This window comes from Cupriavidus sp. KB_39 (genome assembly GCF_052114485.1).
Lineage (GTDB): Bacteria > Pseudomonadota > Gammaproteobacteria > Burkholderiales > Burkholderiaceae > Cupriavidus.
The window spans coordinates 25,810-38,685 of record NZ_JBFREV010000045.1 but is presented as its reverse complement, the minus strand read 5'-3'; the positions used below and the strand labels follow the sequence as shown (position 1 = coordinate 38,685).

Here is a 12,876-nt window from a genome sequence, read left to right as displayed (position 1 = left end):
AAGTTTTTTTCGCTGCGGTCAGCGCTGGAAAACTCCTCAGCCCGACCACCCATCAACCCCGCAACCCTTGTCGCTGCTGCGTTTGCAGCGCGGTTTGTGTTGCGAGGGGGCGAATATTAAGGGAGCCAACGCAGGCTGGCAAGGGGTTTGTCATCAAAATTTCAGATTTTTCTGGAAATGACGATTACGGCACCTCAGCAGCGCGATGTCAGGCCCCTATATATAGAATCATCAATCCGGGACCGGTTCCCGCCCTCCCATCTCCAGAGGACACTCACCCATGACCATTGAAGCAACCTGGTTGGCCGCCTCGGGCGCGAGCGCCTGCGACCTGCGCAACGAGACCGCCACCTGGCGCGCGGACCTGGACGCCCCTGCAGGCGACCCGTCGCTCCCTAACCCCCATGACCTGCTCGACTCCGCGCTGGCCGCGTGCACCACGCTCACGCTCCAGGTGTACGCCAAGCGCAAGGGCTATGACCTACGCGAGGTGCACGTCTCGGTGCGGCACGAAGAGGCGCCCGGCACCTACAAGATGATCCGCACCGTCAAGATCGATGGAGAGCTGCCGCCGAACGTGCGCGAGGATCTGCTGCGCGTGGCCAACAAGTGCCCGGTGCACAAATCCCTGTCCGCCCAGATTTCGATCGAAACCACGCTGACCGCCTAAAGGCACCGCCATTCATTGACYCGACAAATGATAATGGTTATCATTTGAGTTCTCGGGTTTCTGACACGACCTGAGTCAGCAAATGGGTTACCGGACACGACTCGTGTCCGGCCTTTTTTGCTGGCGGCCCCAAAGGCCGATCCCGCCGTCATCATCCTGACCCACCTGTCGCGCAACGTTGTCCTACAGCGAGATCCACATCCCAAGCGCGAAACGCATCCCTCATACGTAGGGCTCCCTCGTCTCATTGGTTCGCTCGCCAACCAAGCCTGTGTTGTAACGCGCTCCGAACGCCACTTGGGCGCTTTCGTGGCCATGTACTGCGGCTTAACATGAAGCCAAAACAAGACATGGCAGCCAGCAGCAGGGAAGCATTGGAGCGGGGACATCTTGGCGAACTACATCGAAGAGTATTGCGCGCGCATCCGACGCGGCGGCGCGCGAGCCATTGCGGACAAACCCGTGATGGTGGATCAGGACGGGACGTACACCATGGCTTACGTGCCGTTCGAACATCGGAACGCCGRTGCGCGCCTGGTGCTGGTCAGCACCACGCCGGGCCACACCCACGTGCGGCTCGCCGCATCGGTCACGGAGGAACTGCTGCTCGCGCATACGCCCGGGCGGAGCATCCAGCGCGAGAACAAGCGGCGTGTGGAACTGGGCGGCCGACTCGTGCGGCCCAACCTGATCCGCATGCTCGACCACTTCCGCGTGCCCGAGCTGATTGGGCAACCCCATGCGGCAGCCTTGTGGAACGATGGGTTCGACGCCATCCAGCCGCTTGCCCTGCTGCCCCATGCCACCACGCGACGCGGGCTCGCATTCGACGGCCCGCTCGACGAACTGCTCGATGTGCCCATGCTCCGCGCCGTCTTCGAGTCGCTGTTCCTCGCGCGGCTCGGGCAGTGCCATCGGCAGGCGCTCTTTATAGGACTGGGGCGCACGGCGTGGGCGGGGCTGCGGCATGCCGCCGGGCTAGGTCTGATCGATCGGGGCCAGATGCTGGGGATGATGCCGGTGCCCGCGCGCGCCGGCAGCATGGTGCGGTATTTCCTGCGCGAGATAACCGCCAACGACCTGTCGCCCAATGATCCCGTGCGCCACCGCATCGCGTGGCTGGACGCCGCGCACGCGGAGATGGAAGCCGGCGTGCGCCGCGTGCGTGCCGCCACGGGGCCRGCCAACCAGCCGGATCGGCTGATCGCCTGATACCSGCTGCAGTGTGACGCTGGCCCCACCTAAGTAGGGATCAGCGGCGCCCCCATGTGCCGATAACACTYCTTGAGGATTCTGACCTCCTCGCATTCCCGATTTGCGGCCCCCCATGTTGGTGGAGGGCCGCTATTTTTTTGGGATGGTCCGTAGCCTATGAGTGACATAAAATGTCACGCGAACATGATCTGGATCTAATGCGGCGCAAATGGGGAAATTTCACGCAGCGATTGCGGAAATTTCCCACAAATTAAGCGACGCTATCTCCATATACTGCCCAGTCAGTGATGACCCCTGGCCAGCCGCYCACGCGGCACGGCCACAAGGCAGCAACGCATGACCACCATCCTGATCGTCGACGATCACCCCGCGCTGCGGCTTGCCATGCGCGCCCATCTCTCCCAGTTGCTGGGCGTGAATGTACTGCTGGAAGCCGACAACGGCCAGAGCGCCATCGAGGCCGTGCGTCGACATAAACCCGACCTCGTCGTACTCGACCTCGACATCCCCCGCATGAGCGGGCTCGATGCCACGCCACGCATGCGCGCGCTCCATCCGGCCGTGCGTATCCTGATCCTGACCGCCCAGAATCCCACGCCGTTCGCCGCGCGCGCCTACCAGGCCGGCGCGCAGGGCTTCATCAGCAAGACGCAGGACATGGATGCCATCGTCCGCTGCGTGGAAAGCGTGCTCGGCGGCTTTACCGTGTTCCCGAACGGCGCGAGCGCCAATCCCGCCACGGCCGTCACGTTCAGCGACCCCTCGCACGAGTCCCGCATGGTCAGCGACGATGAAGGCCTGCGCAAGCTGTCGGACAAGGAGGTCGTCATCCTGCGCATGCTGGCACGCGGCATGAGCAACAAGATCATCGGCAACGCGCTGTTCATCAGCAACAAGACCGTCAGCAGCTACAAGGCGCGCATCATGGCCAAGCTGCGTGCCGAATCCCTGGTCGATCTGGTCGATTTCGCCCGACGTTGCCAGCTCACCCCGTGACCCGCGCCGGGGCCCGCCGCGTGTTGCCCCGCGCCGAACGCGAAGCCATGGGCGCGGCAGTGGCCAACGCGGCGCGGGATGACCCCGTGCTCTACCGGATGCTGCTCGCCCGGCTGATCGAGACCAACGAGGCGGACATGGCCAACCTGCAGCGGACGGTGGCGATGCGGGACTGGACCGGCGTGCAGCGCACCGTGCACCGCATCAAGGGGAGCGCTGCGCTGTCCCGCTGCCCGACGCTGGTGGCGGCGGGCAAGTCGCTGGAGTCCGCGGCGCGGCAGGGCAAGCCTGCCGTGATCGACGCGCTACTGCCGCGCTATGTCGCCATCGTGACCGAATTCAACGATGCGCTGATCGCCCTGCAGGCTGCCGCGCCCGCCGCCTGCCATCCCGATCCGGCCGAAGATACGTCGCCGTCCAGCCACATTCAGTGAATTTGATGACCCTGCCTACATCATGGCAGTGCAAGGCGCCGGTGGCACTGGCACACTGTGGGTCCATCCGGCCGCCCCCTTCTTTTCGCGCCGGACCCTTTTTCTGGCGGGAGACATGTCGTGGGTGATTTGCAGGCCTTGCTGGACAGCCACGGGCTGTCCCTGGTGTTCCTGAGCGTGCTGGCCGAGCAGGCCGGCCTGCCGGTGCCGGCCTATCCGATGATGTTCGTGGCGGGTGCGCTGTCGATGCAGGAGTCTGGTCCGTCGATTGGCGCCGTGCTGTTCGCGGTGATCTCCGCCTGCCTGATCGCCGATACGGCGTGGTACTTCGCCGGCAAGCGGCTGGGCCAGCCGATGCTGCGCACGATCTGCCGCGTCTCCCTCTCCCCCGACACCTGCATCCGGCAGACCCAGTCGCTCTACCTGCGCGTAGGCCCCCGCTCGCTCGTCTTCGCCAAGCTGCTGCCCGGCGCCGGCGCGCTCTCGACGGCCATGGCCGGCATGACTTCCACGCCGTTCATGACCTTCCTGTTCTACGACGCCCTCGGCGCGCTGGTCTGGGCTGGCGGCGCGCTGCTGGCGGGCGTGGTGTTCAGCGATTTCGTCGATACGATCCTGGCCGCCTTCAGCACCTACGGCCATATCGCCGTGCTGATTGCCGGCGGCGCCTTCGCGCTGTTCATTGCCTGGCGCTTCTGGCTGCGCTGGCGCATGCTGCGCCGCACGGGCCGGATTCCGCGGATGACGGTGATGGAGTTGGAATCGCGCCGCTCGACGGGCGCGCCGCCGCTGGTGGTGGACGTGCGCGCGCATGGCGTCGCTCCCATCGAGCGCATTCCCGGCGCGCTGGTCATGGAGCTGCACGCGCCGCTGGAAACGCTGGGCGAGCATTCGCCCGAACATGACATCGTGATCTACTGCGCCTGCCCCCATGAGATGTCCGCCGCCGTGCTGGCGGAGCGGCTGCGTGTGGCGGGCTACCGCCACACCTGGGCGCTGGCGGGCGGGTTCGACGAATGGAAGCGCCTGCAGGGCGCCTTGTCGACCCCGGCCGATGAGGCCAGCAACGACGCGGCCGACCCCGCCAAGCAGGCCTCCGCGCACTAATCCACCCGCCGTACCCCCCGGAGCAACCGCCGCTTCCTATACTTGGCGCAGGCCATTGTGCAGGGAGGGCGGCATGCCAGGCGAAGACCCGGGTTGGGACGATGAAGCCGCGCGCGTGGCGCACCGCCGGCGCATGCTCGATATTCCCCGGCACAGCGCCGGCCAGACCTACGCGCTCGCCCTCTCCGGCGGCGGCATCCGCAGCGCCACGTTCTGCCTCGGCGTGATGCAGGCGATGGCCGAAGCGCCGAATCCCGCCCAGACGCCCGCCCGGACGCCCCTCGACACCCCGCCCTCCCCCACTGTCGCCGGCACCCAGTCGCTGCTGGCCCAGTTCGACTATCTCTCCACCGTCAGCGGCGGCGGCTACCTTGGCGCGTTCTTCGTCAGCCTGTTCGTGCCCGGACGGCTGCGGCGCGGCACCAGTGCCGTGCAGGCCGCGCAGGATGCCTACCGGACGATGCAATACGAACCGCCGGGGCGCATCCACACCTCGGTCTCCTATGCCGAGACCCCGGGCCGGGCCGCCGTGGCGTGGCTGCGCGAGAACGGCCGCTACCTCACCCCCACCGGCGCGGGCGACAACCTCTACGCCGCCGCCGTGGTGGTGCGAAACTGGCTGGCYATGCAATATGTGATTGGCAGTGCACTGCTGGTGCTACTGGCCGCGCTGGCGCTGGGGCTGCACCTGGCCACGGGCGCATGGCACGGACTCGCCCGCAACGAGATGGACCTGCTCCACGCCGCGCGCCTGGCGTTCTACGACGAACGGCTGGCCATCTGGTGGAGCCCCTTGCTCTGGCTGCCGGTGGCCTCCGCGCTGCTGTTCGCCGTGCCCCCCGGCATCGCGTTCTGGCTGGTCTACCCGCGTTCGGACGACCCGCGCCAGCCCGTGCGGGTGCTGAACAACGCCGTGCTGCTCGCGGCGCTGATCGGCGCGGCCTTCCTGGCCACCGCGTGGTGGTTCCAGCAGTTGCAGCCGTCGCCGCGGCTGGCCTACGCCTGCTTCGCCATCGGCATCCTGGCCTGGCTGGGCGTGGCGTCCTGCCTGGTCATGGTGATGCCGGCCCCGCGCTCGGTGACCATGTTCCGCGTGCGCGCCACGCGGGCGCTGCGCACGGCGATGGGGGTCACCGGCGCGCTGGCCGCGCTGGGGCTTGCCGATACCGCCGCGCGCACCTGCTATCTCTATAGCTATCTGACCGTGCATCCGTGGGGCGCGCTCGGCCCGGCCGGCACGCTGGGCGTGCTGGTCTGGCTGGTCCGCTATGGCGCCAATCTGCTCGATAACGGCCACAAGGGCGCCGGCGATTCGTCCTGGCGCGCGATGCTGAACCGCCTGCCCGTCTCGCTGCTGGCCGGGGCGCTGGCGGCCGTGCTGGCATTGCTCGTCTTCGTGCTCTGGTCGTGGATCGTGCTCTGGGTGCGGTGGGATGGCGGCGAGCCGGTCGACTGGCTCGTCTTCGGCAAGGCCTGGACCACGCCCGCGCTGGCCGTGCTGACGGGGCTCGCGCTGGTCATGGCGATGGTGGTGGGGCGCTTCGCGGGCTTCCTGAACCTGTCCACGCTCCAGTCGTTCTACGCCTCCCGGCTCACGCGCGCCTATCTGGGCGCCTCCAACGGCAACCGCTTCACCGCCACGGCGGGCAGCCCGGACGCGCGGCAGCGCTTCAGCGTGGCCGAGCCCGCCCCGGACGACGCCCTGAGCCTCAACGACTATTACGATCCCCGCGTGCTGGCGCCGCTGCACCTGATCAACGTCACGCTGAACCTGACCGTCGATCCGGCCGAGCAGCTCGTGCAGCGYGACCGCAARGGCAAGCCGCTGTGCGTCTCGCCGGGCCCCGCGCTGGCCCAGCCGGGCGCCCCGCAGCAACTGCCCGCCGATACCTACGTGCGATTCAGCGTCGATGGGCGGCCTTGCTGCGCGATGTCGCAGGAACGCACCTTCCGCCGTCATCCCGGCGAGATGGCCCACGCACGCACCGTGGGCGACTGGGTGGCGATCTCGGGCGCCGCCATCTCCACCGGTCTCGGCCGCGCCTCCACGCTGGGCACCTCGCTGCTGATGGGGTTCGCCAACCTGCGGCTCGGCGTCTGGTGGCCATCGCGGCTGGATGCTGGCAGCGGGCACGCCCCCATGCGCCGGCGCGGCGCGGCGGGGCGCGCGCGGCCCACGCTCGGCGTGCTGACCGGCCTGTTCCGCACGCAGTACTACCTCGGGTGCGAACTCGCCGCGCGCTTTCACGGCACGCGGCGGGGCTGGCAGTACCTGTCCGATGGCGGCCATTTCGAGAACACCGCCGTCTATGAACTGCTGCGCCCGGAGCGCCGCGTAGCGCTGATCGTGCTGTGCGACTGCGGCTGCGACGCCGACTACCGCTTCAAGGATCTCGCCAACCTGATCCGGCTGGCCCGCATCGACTTCGGACTCGAAATCGTGGTGGACACCGCCGCCGCGAGCGACCCGGTGCTCAAGACCGTGTTCGGCACCATGGATGACTTTGCCGCCGATGCCAGCCCGGAGAGCCGAATGAAGGTCGGGCTGCTGCTCAATGCCTTCGTGGCCGGCCAGGGCGGCGCCCCGGACGCCCCGCCAGTCACCCGCATCATCCTGCTGAAGCCGCGCCTCACACCCACCGCGCCGGCCGATGTGCGCCAGTACGGCGCCGTCCATCGCGACTTCCCGCAGCAAGGCACCGCCGACCAGTTCTTCGATGAAGCACAGTGGGAGAGCTACCGCGCGCTGGGGTTCGACATCGGCCGGCGCATTGCCCAGGGGCCCGTAGCGCAGCGGCTGTTCGGGTAACGCGCGTAGCCCCACGGTTAGCAGGGCTACTCGGCGGGCGCCAGCACGATTCGGCGCACGTGACTACCATAGCCCCGTTCCCGTCTCCACATGGCGCGCCGGTCACCCCGGCCGCGCCCCGCATCCATGATTCCGTATTCCCTGCTCGACCTTTCACCGATCGTGGAAGGCAGCGATGCCGGCCAGGCCATGCGCAACACGCTGGACCTGGCGCAGCACGCCGAACGCCTTGGCTATCGCCGCTTCTGGCTGGCCGAGCATCACAACATGCCCGGCATTGCCAGCGCGGCCACRTCCGTGCTGATCGGCTACGTGGCGAATGGCACGTCCACCATCCGCGTCGGCTCGGGCGGCGTGATGCTGCCGAACCACTCGCCGCTGGTGATTGCCGAGCAGTTCGGCACGCTGGCTGCGCTGTATCCGGGCCGCATCGACCTCGGGCTGGGCCGCGCGCCCGGCTCCGACCAGGCCACGGCGCGCGCGCTGCGCCGCCAGCTCAGCCACGACAGCGCCGACACCTTCCCGCAGGATGTGGAAGARCTGCAGGCCTATTTCGATGAGGTGCGCCCGGGCCAGCGCCTGCGCGCGGTGCCCGGCGCGGGCCTGAAGGTGCCGCTGTGGCTGCTCGGATCGAGCCTGTTCAGCGCGCARYTGTCCGCCGCGATGGGGCTGCCGTTTGCGTTCGCGTCGCACTTCGCGCCCGGCTTCATGCGCCAGGCCGTGGACCTGTACCGGCGCACCTTCCGYCCGTCCGAACAGCTCGATCGCCCGCACGTGATGCTCGGCGTCAACGTGTTCGCCGCCGACACCGGTGACGAGGCGCGCCGGCTGTTCTCGTCGCTCCAGCAGCAGTTCCTGGCACTGGTGCGCGGCACGCCGGGCCAGCTCAAGCCGCCCGTGGACAACATGGACCTGCTCTGGGACGCCAGCGAGGCCGACCACATCCGCCGCTCGCTGGCCGTCTCGGTCGTGGGCGACCCCGCCGCCGTGCGCGACGGCCTGCAACGTTTCGTGGATGACCTGCGCCCCGACGAACTGATGCTGACCGGCCAGATCTACGATCACGCGGCGCGGCTCAAGTCGTTCGAGATTGCCGCGAAGGCGGTGCGCGCCCTGTCGCTCTCGCCCACGCAACTGGCCTGAACCGTCAGCGCCAGAAAGCAAAAACCGCGGCCAAGGCCGCGGTTTTYGTTTGCGTACGAGCCGGATCGATCAGGCCGTCGCCAGCCGGAACGCCGACACCGCGCGCATCATCGACTGGGCCTGCTCGGCCAGCGAATGGGCGGCGGCAGCCGCTTCCTCGACCAGTGCCGCGTTCTGCTGCGTCACCGAGTCCATCTGCGTCACGGCCTGGCCCACCTGCTCGATGCCGGTGCTCTGCTCGGCGGAAGCCGCGCTGATCTCGCCCATGATGTCGGTCACGCGGCGCACCGCACCCACCACCTCGTGCATGGTCTCGCCGGCCTTGGCCACCAGCAACGAGCCGTTGTCYACCTGCGCCACCGAGTTGTCGATCAGCGTCTTGATCTCCTTCGCGGCGTTGGCGCTGCGCTGGGCCAGACTGCGCACCTCGCCCGCCACCACGGCGAAGCCCCGGCCCTGCTCGCCGGCCCGCGCCGCTTCCACGGCCGCGTTCAGGGCCAGGATGTTGGTCTGGAAGGCGATGCCTTCGATCACGCCGATGATGTCGACGATCTGGCGCGAGGCGTTGTTGATCTCGCCCATCGTCGCCACCACCTCGCTGACCACCTCGCCGCCACGATTGGCAATGTCCGAGGCATTCACGGCCAGCGCGCTGGCCTGCCGCGCGTTGTCCGCGTTCTGGCGCACGATGCCGGTCAGCTCTTCCATGCTCGACGCGGTCTGCTCAAGTGCCGAAGCCTGCTCTTCGGTGCGCTGGGAGAGATCGGTATTGCCCGCCGAGATCTGGTCCGTGGCCGTGGCGATGGAACCCGCCGCGCCGCGAATCTCGCCCAGCGTGCCCGCCAGGCGGGTCTGCATGCGCTGCATGGCGGCCAGCACGCTCTGCTCGTCGCCAGCGCGCACGGTCACCGGCACGGTCAGGTCGCCGCCGGCGATGCGCGTGACCGCTTCCACCGCGTAGGCCGGCTCGCCGCCGAGGCTGCGCTTGACGGTGCGCATCAGCCAGAGCATCACCGCCGCGATCAGCGCGCCAATCAGCAGCGTGCTGACGAGGGCGTTGATCAGGTTGGCGCGGAACGCGTCTTCCACATCGACCAGGAACACGCCGGTGGCCACGAACCAGTCCCAGTCCGCCACGTAGCGGCCGTAGGTCAGCTTGCGCTGCGGGTTTTCGGTGCCGGGCAGGCGGCCACGGTAGGTCGAGAAACCAGCCTCGGGGCCCGTGGTGCGGCGCGCGCCTTCCAGGATCGCGCGGTAGACGTAGACGCCATCCGGGTCCTTGAACTCGCCGACCTGGTTGCCTTCCGTCTGCGGCAGGCCCGGGTTCAGGATCACCTGCGGCTTGGAATCGATGATGAACAGGTAGCCGTTCTGGCCGAAACGCATCGCGCGCAGCGCGTCCTTGGCGGCGGTCTGGGCGTCTTCCTTCGACATCTGGCCCTTGGCGGCACGCGCCGCGTACAGCTTGACGATGCCCTCGCCGGTGGCGACCAGCGACTGCAGGCTCTCGCGCCGCTCGCCCATCATCACGGACCTGGTGTGGAAGGCGTTCCAGGTGCCGAGCGCGAGCAGCAGCAGCCACATGACGGCAAGCGCCGCCCAGAGTTTGGTGTTCAGAGTGAGACGGTTCATGATCGGGAGGCTGTTGGGAATTCCCTGGGATTAACGACGCCGCAGCCACATTCCCTTAGCTTCCGTTAGCACCAGGGGGCCAAGATGGGCGATGATCGGGAAAATTGCGCCGCACTGTCCACCTGGAGCCCCCTGCCATGACCGCTCAGCCGTCCGCCGCCTTCTCCTTCATCGATCCAGACCCCGCCGAGGCCGATCCGCTGCAGGGCGAGCTGGCGCTGCTGGACCACGCCGCCCTGCGCGGCCCGGTGGCGCAGTTGTGGGAGGCGCCGCTGTCACTGGTGATTCCGCGCAGCTACCTGCGCCAGCCCGGCATCGAGGCCGCCCGCGCGGACTTTGCCGCCCGGGGCTGCCCGGTCTGGCTGCGCATGTCGGGCGGCGGGCTGGTGCCGCAGGGGCCGGGCATCCTGAACGTGAGCCTGGCCTACGCGGTGCCGAAGGGCGCGGCTACGTGGATGGAGCCCGTCTATATCCACCTGTGCGATGTGCTGGCGGACGGGATGCGCCAGCTGGGCGTGGAAACGCACTGGCAGGCGGTGGAGGGGTCGTTCTGCGACGGGCGCTACAACCTGGCCTGGGGGCCGGGCGATGCAGCGCGCAAGATCGCCGGCACCGCGCAGTACTGGCGCCGCGCGCCGGCCGCCGCGCAATCGGACGATGGCCAGCGCCATCTGGTGCTGGCGCACGCCATCCTGCTGGTGAGCGCGGACCCGGTCGAGATCAATGCCCGCGCCAATGCGTTCGAGGCGGCCATCGGGAGCGGCCGGCACTACGACCCGGMCAAGGTGGTCAGCGTGCGCGAGGCGGCCGGCATCGAGGACGATCCCCAACTGACGTCGCGCGTGGCCGAGGCGATCCGCGCCGCCATCGCCCGCACGCCGCCGCCGGGCGCCTAGCGCGCCGTGAAGCGGATGTCGCCGTACCAGGCGCGCGCGTTGGCGCCGGTGTTGTCGGTATCGGTCATCAGGCCATAGCCCAGCAGCTTGCCGGGCTTTTCGCGGAAGACCTTCTGGAAGTCCGCACTCACATTGCGGCGCAGCTTCTGCCATTTGCCGGCATCGGCCGCGCCGCCCACCACAATCATCTGCACCCGGTTGGTATGCGGATTGGCGATGACCGTGCCCACCGGCGCGCTGTTGGTCCAGATATACATCAGCGTGGCGTAGGGCAGCTTGTCGCCGACCGCGCCCGAGATGGCCATGCCGGCGCGCTCGCCAATCGACAGGTTGCTGCTTTCGCCGTCGAAGAAGAACACCAGCCGGGCGGGGGCGTCCTCGCGCTTGGCGTCGCGGTTGTCGGCGTCCGGGATCGGGCCGGCCACCTTCCAGCGCCATTGCACCACCGGCGTGGCCGCGAGGTCGAAGTCGCCGGCGTGGATCAGGCCGGAGGCGGCGCCGGTGGCATCGGCCTCGAGCACCGTGGTGCCCTGGTCGGCCACCAGCGCGTAGCGCGTGAGGGCCTTGCCGCTGACCACGGGCTTGTTCTGCCAGCCCTCCGGCAGCGCGCCGCCGGGCCGGCTGGCCGAGAAGGCAACGCCGGGGTCGTCGGCACGGGCCGCCGTGGCAAGGGTCATGGCCGAGGCCGCCACCATGGCGGCGAGCATCGGCAATATCGGACGAGTAAGACGAAGGACCGGGGCGCGCATCGTGACCGCCTTTTGTTATGGTGACGGGTGAAATTCAGATCATTCGCATGGACTGCTCAGTCCATTGTAGAAAGCGCCGCCGGCCCGCACCGTGCGGCGTAGGCCGAAATCGGCTTCGGACAGACGCTGACAGGATCTGGCGCGCCCTCGCCACAAGTACCGCATCCGCCACTTCACATACCTGCTTACAAACTGGGCCACGGCCGGGCCGCAGGCCGGTGGTATCGTGCTGCCTCGCGCGGTGCGGGTCTGGCCGCGCGCCGTCATCTCCGCTCCCCTGATTCCCGCATGCGTGCTGCTGTCGTTCGATCCCTGTTGTCCGCGGTCCTGATGTTGGCCGCGCCCGTGTCCGTGCTGGCCGACGGCACCTTCCCGGCGTCCGAGACCCCGGAGCCGCCTGCCGCCGTCACGCCGGTGGCGTTCGCCAAGCCCACCGCCAAGCTGCCGCCGCTGCGCTTCCTGCTGACATTCGACGATGGCCCGGACGCCGGCCCGGATGGCAGCACGCCGCTGATCCTGCGCCAGTTGGCCGACAACCCGATTGCGCCCGGCATCAAGGCCATCTTCTTCGTCCAGACCGCGCATCCGCGCCGGGGCGGCGGCGCGGCCGGGCGCGCCCAGATGCGCGACACCTGCGCCGCCGGCCACCTGCTCGCCGTGCACAGCGGCGTGGTGGAGGGCCATGTCTCCCATACCAAGCTGGCGCCGACCGAGCTGGCGGCGTCGCTGCGCGCGGGCGAGGCGGACATCGCCGCCCAGTGCCGCCACGTGGCACAACTGGTGCGGCCGCCCAACTGGGCCTATAACGATGAGACGCGGGGCGTCTACCAGGGACTGGGCCTGGGCATGCTCATGGCCGACGCCAACGCGCGCGACGGCAAGATCTACGGCTGGCACATCAGCCTGCGGCGGCGCTCCCATATGGTGAGCGAGCTGGAGCAGGTGCGCGCGGCCATCGGCGCGCGGCGGCTCCAGCCGGTGAACGGCGTGGTGCCGGTGGTGGTGAGCTTTCATGACACCAACGACTACACGGCGTCGCACATGACCGAGTACCTCCAGATCCTCGTCGATGCCGCGCGCGAGAACGGCCTGCCGCTGGCCGATCCGCCCTTCTATACCGACGCCCGCGCCGCCGAACGCGCCGCTTTGGTGCGTGCCAGGGACGGCGACTACGCGCGGCAAAGCTGGCCCTGACCGGCGCCTGCTCCGGCAGGGCCCAATCGGC

Annotated in this window: 12 protein-coding genes; 10 read left to right on the top strand and 2 right to left on the bottom strand. The window is 68.7% G+C overall.

Annotated elements, in window-relative coordinates:
* The 8 genes from AB4Z27_RS25215 to AB4Z27_RS25180 form a co-directional block, all read left to right on the top strand.
* On the top strand, positions 1-181 hold a 181-nt coding region (locus tag AB4Z27_RS25215; RefSeq protein ID WP_441645533.1), incomplete at its 5' end, for a hypothetical protein.
* A gap of 99 nt (positions 182-280) precedes the next feature.
* Entirely contained in the window at positions 281-670 is a 390-nt protein-coding gene (locus AB4Z27_RS25210) for an OsmC family protein (protein WP_092301581.1), read from the top strand.
* 390 nt (positions 671-1,060) lie between these two features.
* Positions 1,061-1,882: a hypothetical protein gene (locus tag AB4Z27_RS25205; protein ID WP_441645532.1), complete on the top strand. Its 822-nt coding sequence runs from the start codon at positions 1,061-1,063 to the stop codon at positions 1,880-1,882.
* Positions 1,883-2,221: 339 nt separating this feature from the next.
* Positions 2,222-2,881 (top strand): response regulator transcription factor, encoded by a 660-nt coding sequence (locus AB4Z27_RS25200; protein WP_092301587.1) that lies wholly within the window; start codon positions 2,222-2,224, stop codon positions 2,879-2,881.
* Positions 2,882-2,901: 20 nt separating this feature from the next.
* Positions 2,902-3,315 carry an Hpt domain-containing protein gene (locus AB4Z27_RS25195; RefSeq protein ID WP_441645531.1) on the top strand — a complete coding sequence of 138 codons (414 nt, stop codon included), beginning with the start codon at positions 2,902-2,904 and terminating at the stop codon, positions 3,313-3,315.
* A 120-nt stretch (positions 3,316-3,435) separates the two neighbouring features.
* Positions 3,436-4,422 carry a DedA family protein/thiosulfate sulfurtransferase GlpE gene (locus AB4Z27_RS25190; protein ID WP_092301593.1) on the top strand — a complete coding sequence of 329 codons (987 nt, stop codon included), beginning with the start codon at positions 3,436-3,438 and terminating at the stop codon, positions 4,420-4,422.
* A 73-nt stretch (positions 4,423-4,495) separates the two neighbouring features.
* The gene (locus tag AB4Z27_RS25185) at positions 4,496-7,231 is read left to right on the top strand and encodes a hypothetical protein (RefSeq protein WP_441593702.1); all 2,736 of its coding nucleotides are present in this window, start codon (positions 4,496-4,498) and stop codon (positions 7,229-7,231) included.
* A 126-nt stretch (positions 7,232-7,357) separates the two neighbouring features.
* Positions 7,358-8,374, top strand: a complete 1,017-nt coding sequence (locus AB4Z27_RS25180) for an LLM class flavin-dependent oxidoreductase (protein ID WP_092301599.1) — start codon at positions 7,358-7,360, stop codon at positions 8,372-8,374.
* Positions 8,375-8,443: 69 nt separating this feature from the next.
* On the opposite strand, the gene AB4Z27_RS25175 is transcribed toward AB4Z27_RS25180, so the two are convergent.
* Positions 8,444-10,006: a methyl-accepting chemotaxis protein gene (locus AB4Z27_RS25175; protein ID WP_092301602.1), complete on the bottom strand. Its 1,563-nt coding sequence runs from the start codon at positions 10,004-10,006 to the stop codon at positions 8,444-8,446.
* Positions 10,007-10,143: 137 nt separating this feature from the next.
* Between AB4Z27_RS25175 and AB4Z27_RS25170 the strand changes: the two genes are divergently transcribed.
* Positions 10,144-10,902 carry a lipoate--protein ligase family protein gene (locus tag AB4Z27_RS25170; RefSeq protein WP_441645530.1) on the top strand — a complete coding sequence of 253 codons (759 nt, stop codon included), beginning with the start codon at positions 10,144-10,146 and terminating at the stop codon, positions 10,900-10,902.
* On the opposite strand, the gene AB4Z27_RS25165 is transcribed toward AB4Z27_RS25170, so the two are convergent.
* Positions 10,899-11,609 (bottom strand): DUF3047 domain-containing protein, encoded by a 711-nt coding sequence (locus AB4Z27_RS25165; RefSeq protein WP_177220022.1) that lies wholly within the window; start codon positions 11,607-11,609, stop codon positions 10,899-10,901. The two genes, AB4Z27_RS25170 and AB4Z27_RS25165, sit on opposite strands and share 4 nt — an antisense overlap.
* A 372-nt stretch (positions 11,610-11,981) precedes the next feature.
* On the opposite strand from AB4Z27_RS25165, the gene AB4Z27_RS25160 reads away from it, so the two are divergent.
* Entirely contained in the window at positions 11,982-12,845 is an 864-nt protein-coding gene (locus AB4Z27_RS25160) for a polysaccharide deacetylase family protein (protein WP_255371001.1), read from the top strand.
* The last annotated feature ends 31 nt before the right edge of the window (positions 12,846-12,876 follow it).